At 73.9% G+C, this 14937-nt stretch carries 12 protein-coding genes; 4 read left to right on the top strand and 8 right to left on the bottom strand.

Annotation, left to right across the window (positions count from 1 at the left end; genetic code table 11):
* Window positions 1-89: 89 nt before the first annotated feature.
* Both ACZ4W5_RS30750 and ACZ4W5_RS30745 read right to left on the bottom strand, forming a co-directional pair.
* On the bottom strand, window positions 90-539 hold the full coding sequence (locus tag ACZ4W5_RS30750; RefSeq protein ID WP_360235973.1) for a MarR family winged helix-turn-helix transcriptional regulator: 450 nt from the start codon (window positions 537-539) through the stop codon (window positions 90-92).
* Entirely contained in the window at window positions 536-2335 is a 1800-nt protein-coding gene (locus ACZ4W5_RS30745) for an MFS transporter (RefSeq protein ID WP_465658219.1), read from the bottom strand. Before ACZ4W5_RS30745 ends, ACZ4W5_RS30750 begins: the two co-directional genes overlap by 4 nt.
* A 203-nt stretch (window positions 2336-2538) precedes the next feature.
* Here ACZ4W5_RS30745 and ACZ4W5_RS30740 point away from each other — a divergent pair, with 203 nt between their 5' ends.
* Window positions 2539-4056: a PTS transporter subunit EIIC gene (locus ACZ4W5_RS30740; RefSeq protein ID WP_465658217.1), complete on the top strand. Its 1518-nt coding sequence runs from the start codon at window positions 2539-2541 to the stop codon at window positions 4054-4056.
* A 186-nt stretch (window positions 4057-4242) separates the two neighbouring features.
* Window positions 4243-4989 carry a G1 family glutamic endopeptidase gene (locus ACZ4W5_RS30735; protein ID WP_465658215.1) on the top strand — a complete coding sequence of 249 codons (747 nt, stop codon included), beginning with the start codon at window positions 4243-4245 and terminating at the stop codon, window positions 4987-4989.
* Between the two features lie 72 nt (window positions 4990-5061).
* Here the strand turns inward: ACZ4W5_RS30735 and ACZ4W5_RS30730 are convergent, their stop codons facing one another.
* Window positions 5062-7050, bottom strand: a complete 1989-nt coding sequence (locus tag ACZ4W5_RS30730; RefSeq protein WP_465658213.1) for a heavy metal translocating P-type ATPase — start codon at window positions 7048-7050, stop codon at window positions 5062-5064.
* Between the two features lie 122 nt (window positions 7051-7172).
* Between ACZ4W5_RS30730 and ACZ4W5_RS30725 the strand changes: the two genes are divergently transcribed.
* The gene (locus tag ACZ4W5_RS30725; protein ID WP_402476215.1) at window positions 7173-7532 is read left to right on the top strand and encodes an ArsR/SmtB family transcription factor; all 360 of its coding nucleotides are present in this window, start codon (window positions 7173-7175) and stop codon (window positions 7530-7532) included.
* A gap of 113 nt (window positions 7533-7645) precedes the next feature.
* Here the strand turns inward: ACZ4W5_RS30725 and ACZ4W5_RS30720 are convergent, their stop codons facing one another.
* The 3 genes from ACZ4W5_RS30720 to ACZ4W5_RS30710 all read right to left on the bottom strand — a co-directional run bounded on the left by ACZ4W5_RS30720 (window position 7646) and on the right by ACZ4W5_RS30710 (window position 10156).
* Window positions 7646-8614: an NAD-dependent epimerase/dehydratase family protein gene (locus ACZ4W5_RS30720; protein ID WP_465658211.1), complete on the bottom strand. Its 969-nt coding sequence runs from the start codon at window positions 8612-8614 to the stop codon at window positions 7646-7648.
* Between the two features lie 73 nt (window positions 8615-8687).
* Window positions 8688-9338 (bottom strand): ester cyclase, encoded by a 651-nt coding sequence (locus tag ACZ4W5_RS30715; protein ID WP_465658209.1) that lies wholly within the window; start codon window positions 9336-9338, stop codon window positions 8688-8690.
* Window positions 9339-9394: 56 nt separating this feature from the next.
* Window positions 9395-10156 carry an SDR family oxidoreductase gene (locus ACZ4W5_RS30710; protein ID WP_402476208.1) on the bottom strand — a complete coding sequence of 254 codons (762 nt, stop codon included), beginning with the start codon at window positions 10154-10156 and terminating at the stop codon, window positions 9395-9397.
* 133 nt (window positions 10157-10289) lie between these two features.
* Between ACZ4W5_RS30710 and ACZ4W5_RS30705 the strand changes: the two genes are divergently transcribed.
* Complete coding sequence (locus tag ACZ4W5_RS30705; protein WP_465658208.1) at window positions 10290-11189, top strand: LysR family transcriptional regulator; 900 nt, start codon at window positions 10290-10292, stop codon at window positions 11187-11189.
* 40 nt (window positions 11190-11229) lie between these two features.
* On the opposite strand, the gene ACZ4W5_RS30700 is transcribed toward ACZ4W5_RS30705, so the two are convergent.
* Window positions 11230-11574, bottom strand: coding sequence for a hypothetical protein (locus ACZ4W5_RS30700; RefSeq protein ID WP_402476203.1), 345 nt, complete (start codon window positions 11572-11574; stop codon window positions 11230-11232).
* Window positions 11575-11798: 224 nt separating this feature from the next.
* Complete coding sequence (locus ACZ4W5_RS30695; protein ID WP_465658206.1) at window positions 11799-14588, bottom strand: Ig-like domain-containing protein; 2790 nt, start codon at window positions 14586-14588, stop codon at window positions 11799-11801.
* Between the last annotated feature and the right edge of the window lie 349 nt (window positions 14589-14937).

The raw sequence follows: 14937 nt of genomic DNA, 5'->3' as shown, positions 1-14937 counted from the left end.
TGGTTCACCGTCGATCGGTGGGGGGCGAAGGCGGGTGGCCCGGTGGGGGCGAAAGCGGGGTGGAGCGCGTCAGGACGCGTCAGGACGCGTCAGGGCGCGTCGGGTTCGTCGAGCAGGAGCTCCAGCACCGGCAGGGCCGCCTCCAGCGCGCGGCACTGCTCGGCCGTCAGCCGGGCGCTGCGGCGGGCCAGCAGGGCAGTGCGCTCTCGGCGGATCCGGGCGAGGGTGTCGCGCCCGAGCCGGGTGGGGGCGAGGAGCTGGGAGCGTCCGTCCTGCGGGTCGGGGGTCTTGGCGATCAGGCCCTCGGCGACCAGCGGGCCGACCGTACGGACCATCGACGGGACGGCCACCCCTTCGAGCGCGGCGAGTTCGCCGAGCCGCAGCGGGCCGTGCTGTTCGACCCGGACGAGGGCGGAGAGCTGGGCGGCCGTGAGGTCCTGGTCGCCGGAGGCCCGGACCAGTTGGCGGTTGAGCCGGCCGATGGCCACCCGGAGCCGCACCACCGCCTCGTCGGGGAGTCCGTCGCCCGCCGTGCTCACCGGCCCGCCTCCTGACGGACCGACCCGGCGGCGGGCCGCTGCTGCGGCCGCTGCCGCTCGCGCACCAGCGAGGCGGCCGCGGCGACCAGGGACATCGCGATCGCCAGCCAGAACACCACGACCAGCCCGTCGTGGAACGGCCCCGAGATCAGCTGGGGGAAGAACTCCCGGCCCGTCAGCGTCCGGGCGTTGCCCGCCGGAAGTTGGCCCAGCACATGCGGACCGAGCAACTGCTGGACCGGGTTGTAGCCGAGGAACGCGGCGAACAGCGTGCCCACCGGCGGTAGCGCGCCGATCGCCTGGGCGTCGGCGGCCGGCACGCCCTGCGCGGTCAGCCCGGCGGTGAGGGTGTGCGGCAGCGAGCCGGCCAGGCCCGCCACCATCAGGGAGAAGAACACCCCGATCGACAGCACCATGCCGGCGTTCTGGAAGGTGGCCCGCATCCCGGAGGCGGCGCCGCGGGCCTCGGCCGGCACGCTCGACATGATCAGCGAGGTGTTGGGGGCCGCGAACAGGCCGCCGCCCAGCCCGTTGAGGAACACCAGGACGGCGAACCACGGGTACCCGAAGTCGGTGGGCAGCAGGAGCAGCCCGGCGAAGGAGAGCGCCATCACCACCAGCCCGCCCGCGGCGAACAGCCGGGCCCCGGCGCGGTCCGACAGGTAGCCCGCGATCGGCCCGGCAGCCAGGAAGCCGACGGTCAGCGGGACGAGGTAGATGCCCGCCCACAGCGGGGTGTCGGCGTAGTCGTAGCCGTGCAACGGCAGCCAGATGCCCTGGAGCCAGATGATCAGCATGAACTGGAGCCCGCCACGGGCGATCGAGCCCAGCAGGGTGGCCGCGTTCCCGCCGGTGAACACCGGGTCGCGGAACAGCGAGAGCGGGAACATCGGCTCGGCGGTCCGGGCCTCGACCAGGCAGAAGACGGCGAGCAGCGCCACCCCGCCGCACAGCCCGGCGAGCACCCACGGGTTGGTCCAGCCCATGGTGTGGCCGCCGTACGGCTGAATGCCGTAGGTGATCCCGGCGAGCAGCGCGGTCAGGCCGACGGCGAAGGTGACGTTGCCCCACCAGTCGATCCGGGCGGGCCGGCGCACCCCGGTGTCGCGCAGCGAGCGGTACGCCCAGACGGTGCCGAGCACCCCGATCGGCACGTTCACCCAGAAGATCGACCGCCAGTTCCACTCCGCCAGCAGCCCGCCCAGGACCAGGCCGATGAACGACCCGGCGATGCCCGCGACGATGTTGACGCCCAGCGCGGTGCCGCGCCGGTGGGCGGGGAAGGCGTCGGTGATGATCGCGGCCGAGTTGGCCATCAGCATCGAGCCGCCGACCGCCTGCACCACCCGCCAGCCGATCAGCCACAGCGCGCCCGGCCCGCCGTGCAGCGGGTCGAGGGAGAGTGCGACCGAGGTGAGGGTGAAGATCAGGAAACCGGCGTTGTAGATCCGCACCCGGCCGTGGATGTCGCCCAGCCGGCCCAGGGTCACCACCAGCACGGCGGTGACCAGCATGTAGCCCATCAGCATCCACAGCAGGTAGCTGACGTTGCCGGGCTGCAGCGGGTCCAGACCGATGCCGTTGAAGATCGCGGGCAGGGAGATCAGCACGATCGAGGCGTTGATGGTGGCGATCAGGGTGCCGAGCGTGGTGTTGGAGAGGGCCACCCACTTGTACCGGGGATGGTCCGGTTCGACTCCGGTACGGGCGGTTCGTCCGGTGCGAGCGCTGCCGGATCTGCCGCCGCCCGTTCGGTCGCCGCTGCTACTGCCGCTGCCGGAGAGTCGTGTCGCCACCGCTGCCTCCTGCTGCCCGGGCCGGCCCGGCCGGGGGCGCGGCCGGGCGTCGGATCGGAGTGGGAATTCGATAGCTGCCGCCAACTAACGGTAGTCCCGACGGCGGATCGGGCGGTAGGGCGCGTACGGGGCGGGCGGGGCGTACGGGGTCCACCGGCCGGGCCCCGGTTGGGCGCCGGGACGATCCGGGTACCTCCTCTGGCATGTCGGACGAGAAGAACCGCGCCGTGGCCGAGGCGATCCTCCCGCTGGTCGGCGGTGCCGCCAACATCCGCTCGGTGGCCCACTGCATGACCCGGCTGCGGCTGGGGCTGGCGGACCGCTCCCTGGTCGACCGCGCGGCGCTCGCGGCGCTGCCGGCCGTCCTGGGCACGGTCGACGACGACACGTACCAGATCGTGCTCGGCCCGGGGGCCGTCGCGGGGGTCACGGCGCAGCTGCGGCTGTTGCTCGACGCCCCCCGCGCCGACGCCCCCACCGCAGCGGCCCCCACTGCCTCCGCCCCCACCGCCTCGGCCCCCACCGCCGAGGAGCTCGCCGGGCGCGGGGAGCGGATCCGGGCGGAGGCCCGGGTGCGCAACGCGACCCCGGTCAAGCAGGCGCTGCGCCGGATCGCGAACGTCTTCGTCCCGCTGATCCCCGCCCTGATCGGCTGCGGCATCGTCGCCGCACTGTCCGGGGCGCTGGCCAACCTCGGCTGGGCGCCGGCCCTGGTCGCCGCGCTGACGGCGGTCTCCTCGGGGTTCATGTCGCTGCTCGCGGTCTTCGTCGGCTACAACACGGCGAAGGAGTTCGGCGGCACGCCCGTGCTGGGCGGGGCCGTGGCCGGGGTGATCGTCTACGCCGGGGTCGCCAAGGTGGAGGCCTTCGGCCACCACCTCACCCCCGGTCAGGGCGGCGTGGTCGGGGCACTGCTCGCCGCCCTGCTGGCCGTCCAACTGGAGCGCTGGACGCGGCGGGTCGTGCCCCCCGCGCTGGACGTCCTGGTCACCCCCACCGTCACCGTCCTGTTCGGCGGACTGGCCGCCCTGTACGGCCTGATGTTCGTCGCCGGGGAGGTCTCCACCGGCATCGGCCACGCCGCCACCTGGCTGCTCGCCCACGGCGGACTGCTCGCCGGACTGGTGCTCGGCGGCCTCTTCCTGCCGCTGGTGATGCTCGGCCTGCACCAGGCGCTGATCCCGATCCACACCACCCTGATCCAGCAGCAGGGCTCCACCGTGCTGCTGCCGATCCTCGCCATGGCCGGCGCCGGGCAGGTCGGCTGCGCCGCGGCCGTCTACCTCCGGCTGCGCCGCAACGCCTCGATCCGGGCGACCATCCGCTCCGCCCTCCCGGCCGGGCTGCTCGGCATCGGCGAACCCCTGGTCTACGGGGTGACCCTGCCGCTCGGCCGCCCGTTCGTCACGGCCTGCGTGGGCGGCGCCGCCGGTGGCGCCTTCGTCGGCGTGGCCGGCCAGCTCGGCAGCGCGGTCGGCTCCACCGCCGTCGGCCCGTCCGGCTGGGCCCTGTTCCCGCTGCTGGCCGGCCCGCACGGCCTGGCGGCGAGCGCGGCCGTCTACGGCGGCGGCCTGCTGACCGGCTATCTCGTCGGCTTCCTGGCCACCTACTTCTTCGGCTTCACCCGCGCGATGCTCGCCGAGTACGACGTGCCCGCCCCGTCGCCCGCCCCGGCCGGCGCGCCCGGCGCGCCCGCTCCGGCCGTCGGGGACGGCACGTGAGGTAGGCCTCCGGGCGGGGGAGCGGGTGGGGGAGTCGGTACCCCGGCGCGCGGTGGTGCGGACGGGGTGGTGTTGACCCTCGGACGGCGTGACGGTTCGTTATGTCCGCGTGACCTACTGGGCCGACCCGGCGGGTCTACCTTTGTCGACGCTCGGCCAACTCCACCCCCTCACAAGGGAGTAGCCATGCCCGAAGCCCGTCGGCGCACCCTCGCCCTGGCCACCGCCCTGCTGACCGTCCTGGGCGCCGCCGCACCGGCCGTCGCCGCCACCGCCCCCGCCCTCGTCCAGGCTCCGCTCGCCGCCCGTCACGGCGGCGGCACGCTGCACAGCACCAGCGGCAACTGGTCCGGCTACGCCGCCACCGGCGGCCGGTTCACCAGCGTCAAGGCCAGCTGGGTCCAGCCCGCCGTCTCCTGCGCCGGCACCGACACCTGGTCCAGCTTCTGGGTCGGACTGGACGGCGACGGCAGCAACAGCGTCGAGCAGACCGGCACCGAGGCCGACTGCTCCGGCGGCTCGCCGGTGTACTCCTCCTGGTACGAGATGTACCCGGCCTACCCGGTCAACTACAGCAACACCGTGCGCCCCGGCGACCACTTCACCGCGAGCGTCACCACCAACGGCAGCGGCTCCTTCACCCTCACCCTCGCCGACACCACGGCGGGCTGGAGCCGCACCGTCAACAAGTCCCTCAAGAGTGCCGCGCTGGCCTCCGCCGAGGTGATCGCCGAAGCCCCCTCCAGCTCCACCGGGGTGCTCCCGCTGTCGAACTTCCATTCGGTCTCGTTCAGCAGCGCCACCGTCAACGGCCAGAGCCTGGGCGGCTTCAACCCGGACGCCATCACGATGGCCTCCGGCGGCGTCACCAAGGCCACCACCTCCGGGCTGAGCGGCGGCAGCGCCTTCTCGGTGACCTCGAAGCACAGCTGACCCCGAGCGTGCGGAAGGCCGCCGCCCCCCTTCGGTGACGGGGGCGGCGGCCTGGGTCGCTCAGCGGGTGGTTCAGCGGCCGGTCCCGGCCCGGGCCCTGGTCCAGGCGGACTCGCGGAGCAGCCGCAGGCCGTTGAGGCCGACCAGGACGGTCGAGCCCTCGTGGCCGAGGACGCCCAGCGGCAGCGGCAGGGTGGCGACCAGGTCCCAGACGGCCAGCACGGAGATGAACACCGAGGCGATCACCAGGTTCTGCACCACGAGCGAGCGGGCCCGCCGGGAGAGTGCCAACACGGCCGGGACGGTGGCGAGTTCGTCGCGCACGACGACGGCGTCGGCGGTCTCCAGGGCGAGGTCGGAGCCGGCCCGGCCCATCGCGAGGCCGGTGTGGGCGGCGGCCAGCGCGGGCGCGTCGTTGACGCCGTCGCCGACCACCAGGACCTTGCGTCCGGCCCGCTCCTGTTCGCGGACGGCGGCGACCTTGTCCTGCGGCAGCAGGCCGGCCCGTACGTCGGTGATGCCGAGCTCGGCGGCCAGCCGGGCCGCGGCGCGCGGGTTGTCCCCGGTGAGCAGCATCGGCGCGGTGCCGGTCAGGGCGGTGAGCGCGCGGACGGTGCCGGCGGCGTCGGGGCGCAGCCGGTCGGCGATGCCGAGCAGGCCGACCGGCACGCCGTCCCGCTCGACCAGCACGGCGGTGCGGCCGCCGTCCTCCAACTCGCCTGCCAGGGCGGTGGCTTCGGTCAGGACTTCGCCCTCGGCGCCGGTCGGCATCCGGGCGGGGGCGCCGACCGCGACGGCACGGCCGTCGACGGTGGCGGTGACGCCGATGCCCGGGGCGGAGGTGAAGTCCTCGGCCGTGGCGAGGGCCAGGCCGCGGGTGCGGGCGGCGTCGACGACGGCGCGGGCGAGCGGGTGCTCGCTGGGGTGCTCGGCGGCCGCGGCCAGTGCGAGCAGCTCGTCCTCCGACAGGCCGGAGCCGGCCAGTGGGCGGAGGTCGGTGACCCGAGGGGTGCCCTCGGTGAGGGTGCCGGTCTTGTCCAGGGCGACGGCGTCGGCCTGGCCGAGGCGTTCCATCACGACCGCGGACTTCACCAGGACACCGTGGCGACCGGCGTTGGCGATCGCGGAGAGCAGCGGCGGCATGGTGGCGAGGACCACGGCGCACGGCGAGGCAACGATCATGAAGGTCATCGCCCGCAGCAGCGAGCCGGTGAAGGCGGCGCCGAGGGCGAGCGGCACGGCGAAGACGGCCAGGGTGGCGATCACCATGCCGATCGAGTAGCGCTGCTCGACCTTCTCAATGAACAGCTGGGTCGGCGCCTTGGTCTCCGAGGCCTCCTCGACCAGCTGGACGATCCGGGCGATCACCGAGTCGGCGGCGTCCCGTTCGACCCGGATCCGCAGGGCGCCGGTGCCGTTGAGGGTGCCGGCGAACACCTCGTCACCGCGCTGCTTGGGTACGGGCAGCGGCTCGCCGGTGATGGTGGCCTGGTCGACCTCGCTCGCGCCGTCCAGGACCCGGCCGTCGGCGCCGATTCGCTCGCCGGGGCGCACCAGGACGGTGTCGCCGACGGCGAGCCGTTCGGTCGGCACGCTCTCCTCGGCGCCGCCGGGCAGCAGCCGGGTGGCGGTGGGCGGGGCGAGGTCGAGCAGTCCGCGCACGGAGTCGGCGGTGCGGGCGGTGGCCAGGGCCTCCAGGGCGCCGGAGGTGGCGAAGATGACGATCAGCAGCGCGCCGTCCATGACCTGGCCGACGGCGGCGGCGCCGAGCGCGGCGACGATCATCAGCAGGTCGACGTCGAGGGTCTTCTCGCGCAGGGCCCGCAGCCCGGCCCAGCCGGGTTCCCAGCCGCCGGTGGCGTAGGCGAGGGCGTACAGCGGGCCCCAGGACCAGGCCGGGGCGCCGGTGAGCTGGAGCGGGAGCGCGATCAGGAAGAGCACGGTCGCGGCGGCGGCCCAGCGGGCCTCGGGGAGGGCGAACACCCGGGTGCGGCGGCGCGGGGCGGTGCCGGGGCGCGGTGCGGCGGGCGGCGCAGGGCGCTCGATCAGGGTGGTGGGCATGCGGACGGGACCCTTCGGGGCAGGGCGGAGCTGGTGGCTCGGGGCAGCGCGGAGCCGGTGACTCACTCACCATACATGAACATATGAACGCGTCTTCATGTATGAGTTGTACTATTGCCCGCATGGGTCATGGAGCCGCCCCCGCAACCGCCGTCCCGCACACCCGCCTGGACGCAGCCAGCGCCGCCCGGGTGGCCACCACCCTGCAGGCCCTGGCCACCCCCTCCCGGCTGCTGATCCTCTCCCGGCTGCGCGAAGGGCCCTGTGCCGCCACCGAACTCGCCGCCGAGGTCGGGCTGGAACAGTCCGCCTGCTCCCACCAGCTCCGCCTGCTGCGCAATCTCGGCCTGGTGGTCGGGCGGCGCGAGGGCCGCTCGGTGGTCTACGCGCTCTACGACAACCACGTCGCGGCCCTGCTCGACCAGGCCGTCTACCACATCGAGCACCTGCGGCTCGGGCTCAGCGACGCCGAACTCGACTGAGTCTCGGGCGCGCGGGCGCGGGCAGCCGGCGCGGCGCGGGTGGCCGTCCGGTCGGTCCGGCACCGGTGCCGGACGGCTGTACGTTCAGCGCCGGTGCCGGACGGCCGTACGGTTCAGCGGCGGCGCCAGGCGGTGAGGAGGTCGGCCTCGGTGGTCGGGGTCAGGGCCTGCGGCAGTGGTTCGAACGGTTCGATGTCACGGGCGGTGTCCGCCACCGGGCGGAGCCGGAGGCCGGTGGCGAGGGCGGCGGCCGGGTCGGCGGTGTTGGTGGCCCGGCGCAGCGGGTCGGCGCTCCACAGTGGCAGCGCGCGGTCCTGGAGGCCGGAGGTCAGGAGGAAGTCGTCGTCGACCCAGGTGAGCGTGGTCCCGGCCGGGGCGACGGCGGAGGCGATGGCGTCGAGCAGGTCGCCCATCGTGAACGGCGGGGGAGTCGCGGCGTGGTAGGCGCCGGTGGCGCCCTTCGTCAGCAGGTCGAGCATCCAGTCGGCGAGGTCGCGGGCGTCGACGACCTGGAGCGGGGCGTCGGGTCGGCCCGGGGCCAGCACCTCGCCGCCACGGGCGATCCGCTGTACCCAGTGGTCGAAGCGGTGGGTGTAGTCCTGGGGGCCGATCACGTACGTCGGCCGCACCAGCAGTGAGTCCGGGCCGAACCGCTCGACGGCCGCCCGCTCGCACTGGACCTTGAGCACGCCGTAGGTGGCCGGGGTGATCTCCTCGGGCTCCGGGCCGTCGGCCGGGAGCAGCGGGGAGTCCTCGGTGAACCCGGGGGCGGCCGGGGTGTCGTAGACGGCCATGGACGAGACCAGGAGGTAGCGCCCGGCCGCGCCGGGGTCCAGGGCGGCGGCCAACTGCCGTACCTGGCGCGGGAAGTAGGCGCTGACGTCGACGGTGGCGTCCCAGCTCAGGCCGCGCAGCGCGGTGAGGTCCGCGTCGCGGTCGGCGATCAGGTGGGTGGCCTCGGGGAGCAGGTGGGCGCCGGAGCGGCCGCGGTGCAGCACGGTGACGTCGTGCCCGGCGGCCAGCGCGGCCCGGGCGAAGTGGAGGCCGACGAACCGGGTACCGCCCATGATCAGTATGCGCATCGGACCATCGTTCCAGCTCGGCCCGGTTCCGGCCAAGGGCTTGCCGGAACCGGGCCGAGTGCGTCACCAGGCCTCAGCCGTGGACGCCCAGTTGGGCCAGCAGCGTCTGGTTGTCCTCGATGTGCCAGTCCTCGACGATCCGGTCGGTGCCGACGTGCTGGATGTCGATGGCGTTGAACTCGACGGCCTGGCCCCGGCCCCGGACGCCGTCGAAGGTGCCGGTGAAGTGGCCGCGGAAGACCAGCCGGGCGGTGATCCGGTCACCGGCGACCAGCACGTCGGACAGCTCGCAGGTCAGGTCGGGGACGGCGGCGCGGAAGTTCTTCGAGGCGAACAGCGGGCCGGCCGGGCCCTGGGGGCGGCCGGACGGGAGCGTGTTGTCCCGGAACTGCGGGCTGATCGCGGCGTCCAGGTACCGCTGCTGCCCGGTGTTCCAGAAGGTGTACAACTGCTGGGCCAGTCGCACCTCCTGGGCCGCGCGCCGGGTGCCGATCGAACGGTCCACGGTGAGTGCCTTCGGCTGGACCAGGTCGGGCGAGCGGTCGATCAGGTTCTGCGGCCAGCTGTGCGCGGGCCGGTGGTGGCCCCGGTCGGGGGAGGGGGAGGGGGAGGGGGAGGGGGAGGGGGCGGGCGCGGCGGCGGCGGTGCCGGCCGCCAGGGCGGCGACGGTGGCGAGGGCGGCGGCGGTGCGGGTGGTGGCACGGCTCAGGAACGGCCAGGGCATGGGGAGTTGCTCCTCGGGGCGGGTCGGGGTGGGGTAGGCGATCGGGGGACGGACGGTCAGGCGAGTCGGCCGCCGCCGTCCACGTGCAGCACGGTGCCGGTGACGTACGGGTTGTCGATCGCGTACAGCACCGCCTTGACCAGGTCCTCCGGGGTGCCGACCCGGCGGGCCGGGTTGCGGGCGGCGACGCCGCGCAGGAAGGCGTCCTTGTCGGCGCCCAGGCCGTCCCAGGAGCCGGTGTCGACGATGCCGGGGGAGACCGCGTTGACCCGCACCGGGGCGATCTCCACCGCCAGGGCCTGCACCAGGAAGGCCAGTGCGCCGTTGGTGGTGGCCATCACCGTGCGGGCGGGCGCCGGTCGCCAGGCGGCGACCCCGGAGAAGAAGGTGAACGAGCCGCGCTCGGCGGCCTGCCCGGCCAGGTGCTTGGCGAGCAGCAGCGGGCCGATCACCTTGGCGGCGAACGCCCGCTGGACGTCGGCGAGTTCGAGCTCCCGCAGCGGGCCGTTGGCCGGCATCGCGGCGGTCGAGACCAGGTGGTCGAAGGTGCCGACCCGCTCGGCGAACCGGGCGATCGACTGCTCCTCGGCGAGGTCGACGGGCAGTACCTCGGACGGTCCGGCCAGTTCGCCGGCCGTCCACTCCAGCTTGCGCGGGTCGGGGCCGGCCAGGACGACGGTGGCGCCGGCCGCCGAGGCGGCGGTGGCCACGGCCCGGCCGGTGTGCGAACCCGCGCCCACCACGATCAGTCGCTGCCCCAGCAGCGAGGTACCCTGCGGCGGAGTGACGGCGGACGGCGGCGGGGTGCCGATGGACATGGGGGTGCTCCTTCGGGGGCATCGGGGATCCGGCCGTCCGCTGCGTTGTGCGCGGCGGCCACACCACGACCCTCTCCCGGGGCCCCGCCATGAGTCCAAGGCTTGTTCTCTACCGCTGCCATAAAATCCGCTCATGGCAACGCCGACGCTCCGACAGCTCGAATACCTGGTCACCGTGGTCGACACCGGCTCGTTCACCCGCGCGGCCGAGCAGCTGCACGTCACCCAACCCGCGCTCTCCCACCAGATCCGGGCCCTGGAGGGTGCGCTCGGCGGCCCGCTGCTCGAACGGCTGCCGCGCGCGGTCCGGCTCACCCCGACCGGCCGGGCCGTACTGCCGCACGCCCGGGCGGCACTGGCCGAGGCTGAGCGCCTGCAAGCGGTGGCCCGGCGAGCCAGCGGCCTGGAGGAGGGGGAGCTGGAGGTCGCCGCCGTCTACTCGATCAGCCTCGGCATCCTGCCGCCCGTCCTGCGGGCCTGGCACCGCCGGCACCCCGGCGTGCGGATCCGGCTGCGCGAGTACTCCCACGCCGAGCGGCTCCAGGAGGCGATGGCCGCGGGCCGGGCCGACCTCGCCATCGGCCCGGTGCCGGAGGGCTGGGAGGGGCCGATCCGGGAGCTCGGCGTCGAGGAGTTCACGGTCGTGCTGGCCTCCGACGACCCGCTCGCGGCCCGCCCCACCCGCTCCATCGCCCTAGGCGAGCTCGCGGACCGGGCCTGGGTCCACTACGCCCCCGACAACGGCCTCGCCGACCTGCTCGACCAGGCCTGCGCCCGCGCGGGCTTCCACCCCCGGGCGGCGGTCCGCGCCGAACAGACCTCCGCCGCACCGCTGTTGGCCGCGGCCGGCCTCGGCCCGGCGCTGGTGCCCGCCGACATCGTGCCGCCGCACTTCGACGGCCTGCTGCTGCGGCCCGACCCGCCGGTCCGCCGCGCCCTCGCCGCCTACACCCGCACCCGCCCCGACCCGCTCACCGTGGCCTTCACCGAACTGCTGGCCCAGCGGGCCCGGATCAACCCGGGGACGGGCTGACGCACCTGCGCGCGGCGGCCCGGTCCGGGCGGACGCCGTCTCACAGGGCGGCAAGCACGTCCTGGTGCACACCGTCGAGGACGAAGCCGTTGTCCAGCCGGACCCGGACCGTCACCCGGCTCCCCCGCTCCCGGTGCTCGGCCCACTCCGGCTCCAGCGCGGCGAGTTGCGCCACCAGCCGCTCCCGGCTGGCCTCGGGCATGGTGTGCCCGTAGTCGTCGAACAGCGCCTTGAGCCGCTGGTACTCGCGGACCCCTTCGCTCTCCGGGAGTTCGCCGTCCACCCGCTCGACGGTGCCCTCCGCCCCGGCACCCAGCGACAGGAAGCCGACGGCGGCAGCGGGCTCGCCGGCGACGGCCTCACCGAGCCCGAGGTCCTCCGTCAACCTGACGCGTCGTCCTGCCTCCAGGGTCATCCGTGCGCTGCCTCTCGATCGATCGCTGCCCGCCGGCCCGGTCGGCCGACGGTCCGGTCATTATCCGTGCAACGGTCATATCCACGCGTTGGGGATCCGCGGGATTGCCGAGGGGTCCGGCGCGCGGCGCCGGACCCCTCGGATCGATTCGGATCGACTCGGATCGACCTGGATCCGCTTACCGGTTCACCGGTTCACAGATTGGCGCACTGCCCGGTGCGCGCGCCGTGGACGGTGTTGGGGTTGCCGCCGTTGGTCGGCGGCGGGTTGTTGCCGGTGCAGTGGAGCGAGCCGCCGATGGTGTTGCCCTCGATCTCGGCCCGGGAGTCCTCGGGGAACGGGCCGGTGCCGGTCGTGCCGGTGACCTCGACCGAGCCGCCGATCCGGTTGGCGATCAGCTCGGCGCCTGCGTGGTTGTCGTCGAGGTGGACGGAGCCGTTGACCCGGTTGCCGGTGCAGCCGTCGTCACCCGGGTCGCCGACGAGGACGAACCCGCTCGCGCGGCCGACCTCCACCGTGCCGGTGGTGCTGGAGCCGCACATGCCGAAGAGCGTGCCGTTCTCGGAGTGCACACCGCCGAAGACGGTGGAGTCGCCGATGAACAGGGCCCCGCCGGCCGCGCCGCGGACCGACCCGTGCACGGTGGCGCCGATGACACAGGTGCTCGGCGCGGTCGCGTCCACGCCGCCGTGGACGTCACCGGTGATGACATTGGCGCAGGTCACCACCTCGGTGAGGGTCTCCGGCCCGCCCGCCAGGAAGTTGCCGTCGCCGCTGTACTGCGCGGTGATCGTGTGGCTGCCGGGGAGCAGGTTGCCGAAGGTCACCTGGGCCTGACCGCAGTGGGCGCCGCCACCGGGGGCGAGGGTGCCGGTGCCCAGCACGGTGGAGCCGTCCCGGAACGTCACCGTGCCGGAGGGCGGCAGGGCCGGGTCGGTGCTCGGGGGTGCCGGGCAGACGGTGTCGGTGAAGGTGACGGGCTGTCCGAAGGCCGCCTGGCCGCCGTCCGAGGAGGCCAACGTGGTGGTGACGGAGGCTTGGTTCACGGTCTGGGTCAGGCTCATGGCCGTATTGCCCTGGAAGTCGAGGTCACCGCTGTAGGTGGCCTCGACGGTGTGGTCACCGACGGTCAGCGAGGAGATGGCGGCCGAGGTGGCCTTCCCGGTCGTGGTGTCGACGGGCACCGGGCTGCCGAGCTGGGTGCCGTCCACCTTGAACGTGACCGTTCCGCCGTCCGGGGTCGGTACGACGGTGGCGGTGAAGGTCACCGGCTGCCCGTAGACGGACGGGTTCGCGGAGGAGGTGAGCGTCGAGCTGGTCGCCGTCTTCGGGACGCTGAAGAAGATCGTGTCGGTCGGCTGGGCGGTGGTCTGGCCGGTGCCGTTGAGGTTGCCGACGAACGCGCCGTAGAAGGTGGTGCCGACCGCCTTGAGCTGCTCGTAGTCACCGAACAGCCGCTCGGTGGGGGCGCCGGGGGTGCCCTTCTGCGTGGTGTAGGTGCGCAGCGAGAAGTCGGTGAAGGTGGCGCCGTGGTCGAAGCTCCGGGCGAGGTGCGCGGTGAAGATCGGGAAGCCGTTGGTGTTGTTGCCGTCGGAGGTCAGGTAGAGGACCCCGACGGTGCCGTCGCTGAGCACCGCGACGGACGGCAGCGCCGCGTTCGTCGAGGTGGAGACGTTCACCTCGGAGCCGATGGTGAGGTCGTTCGCGCCGTTGTCGGTGAGCCGGCGCAGCCGGATCTGGTTGGTGCCCGACACGTCGACGCCGTACGCGACGAACACGTCGCCGCTGGTCGGGTCGACGGCGGCGTGGTGGATGCCGCCGAGCAGCGCGTTGACCCCGCCGAACTTGAAGCCCTGGCCACCCTGGTCGCTGCTGACCGAGGCGACGGTGACGCCGTCCGTGGCCGTGGTCGGGGGTGTGCTCGGGGACCGGGGGTTGCCCAGGTCCCAGGTCCGGCCGCCGTCGGTGGACCGGTTGATCCTGATGGTGACGGGCTGGGGCTGGCTGACCATGTTGCTGCCGCCCTGCTGGTACAGGGCGTACACGGCGCCGTTGCGCGGGTCGCCGGCCAGCCGGAGCCCGCCGTTGATGCTGTCGTTCAGGGCCCCCGATCCGACCCCCACGTCGTTGGCGGTGGGGAAGTCGACCGGGCTGGCGTGGTTGCGGGCGACGTTCACCCGGTCGTGCGGACTGGCCGTGGTGCCGGGGACGCTGAAGTCCTGGTAGCCGACGTAGACGTTGTCCTGGGTCGGGGCGCCGGTGTCGGGGTTGGTGATCAGCCAGGGCTGGTCGTTGAACGGGTGCGTGCCGGTGGTGAGCTGGGTGGTGGTGGGCGTGGGGTTGTTCCACGCCCACGACGAGGCCTTGGTGGGGTCGGTGGTCGAGCCGGTGACGACCACGTTGGCACCGTTGTTGCAATTGAGGAAGGTGCCGTAGAGGGTGCCGTTGCGGCCGTAGTCGATCGTCTGGTCGCACGGCCCGCCGGAGGTGCCGGGGACGCCCGGCGGCACCGGGATGGCCGACTCGGGGGTCCAGCTGGTGCCCCCGTTGGTGGAGTAGAGCAGCTGGGCGGCGTTGTCCCAGCGCGATCCCGGCATGGGGCCGAAGCGGGTGATGGCGATCTGCTGGGGGTTGGCGGGGTTGATCGCGATCGACGGCTCGCCGAAGGTCGGGGTGGAGGCGGCGGAGGCGTCCGCGTCGATGATGTTCAGCCCCGGCACCCGCTGCAGCGGCCGGACCAGCCGGGGTGTCTCCGGTCCCGGACGGTCCGTCCGGTCGGGCGGCTGGTCGGTGGCGCCGCCGGACCTCGCGGTGGTGGTCGGGTTCGGCGGCGGCGCGGCGCTCTCGCCGGCCCAGGCCTGTACGGACAGCAGCAGCGGTCCGGCGGCCAGCGAGAGCGCGAGGGCCGCGCCGAGCGGGCGCCTGAGGGAGCGTCTGCGGGGGTGTCCGGGAGGGATCGGTCTCCGTCGGTGTGCGGGTGCCACAGGTCGGTCCTTTCGATCACGTGACATGGCCGTCACATTGTGTGACCGAGAAGGGCGATTGGTGACCCGGCACTCCCGGCATGGACACGTTCGCTCACGGAAGTACCGCAGACGGCCGAGCTGGACGCCCTCGCGGCGGCACGCTGCCCGACAGTGGCCCGGCCGGACTCTGCTCACCGACCTGAACCACCAGGGCCGCGCGTCCGACCACGAGCCGGCGGCCACCGGTGTCCAGCTACTGCGGTCGGCTAGGGCCAATACCGGTGATTTAGGTTGTTTTCCGGCTGGTTGAGGTCGCTCGGGTCGGCCCAACCAGCCGGACCGTTGGGGTGTCGGGTCGCGGTGGGCT

The sequence above is a fragment of the Kitasatospora sp. NPDC029367 genome, assembly GCF_055569135.1.
This window is presented reverse-complemented; position numbering and strand designations above follow the sequence as displayed.

Coding starts and splice junctions, on each gene's coding strand:
- ACZ4W5_RS30725 (WP_402476215.1), top strand. CDS start 7,173: ATGGGTCATGGAGCCGCCCCCGCAACCGCCGTCCCGCACACCCGCCTG.
- ACZ4W5_RS30735 (WP_465658215.1), top strand. CDS start 4,243: ATGCCCGAAGCCCGTCGGCGCACCCTCGCCCTGGCCACCGCCCTGCTG.
- ACZ4W5_RS30730 (WP_465658213.1), bottom strand. CDS start 7,050: ATGCCCACCACCCTGATCGAGCGCCCTGCGCCGCCCGCCGCACCGCGC.
- ACZ4W5_RS30740 (WP_465658217.1), top strand. CDS start 2,539: ATGTCGGACGAGAAGAACCGCGCCGTGGCCGAGGCGATCCTCCCGCTG.
- ACZ4W5_RS30715 (WP_465658209.1), bottom strand. CDS start 9,338: ATGCCCTGGCCGTTCCTGAGCCGTGCCACCACCCGCACCGCCGCCGCC.
- ACZ4W5_RS30720 (WP_465658211.1), bottom strand. CDS start 8,614: ATGCGCATACTGATCATGGGCGGTACCCGGTTCGTCGGCCTCCACTTC.
- ACZ4W5_RS30710 (WP_402476208.1), bottom strand. CDS start 10,156: ATGTCCATCGGCACCCCGCCGCCGTCCGCCGTCACTCCGCCGCAGGGT.
- ACZ4W5_RS30705 (WP_465658208.1), top strand. CDS start 10,290: ATGGCAACGCCGACGCTCCGACAGCTCGAATACCTGGTCACCGTGGTC.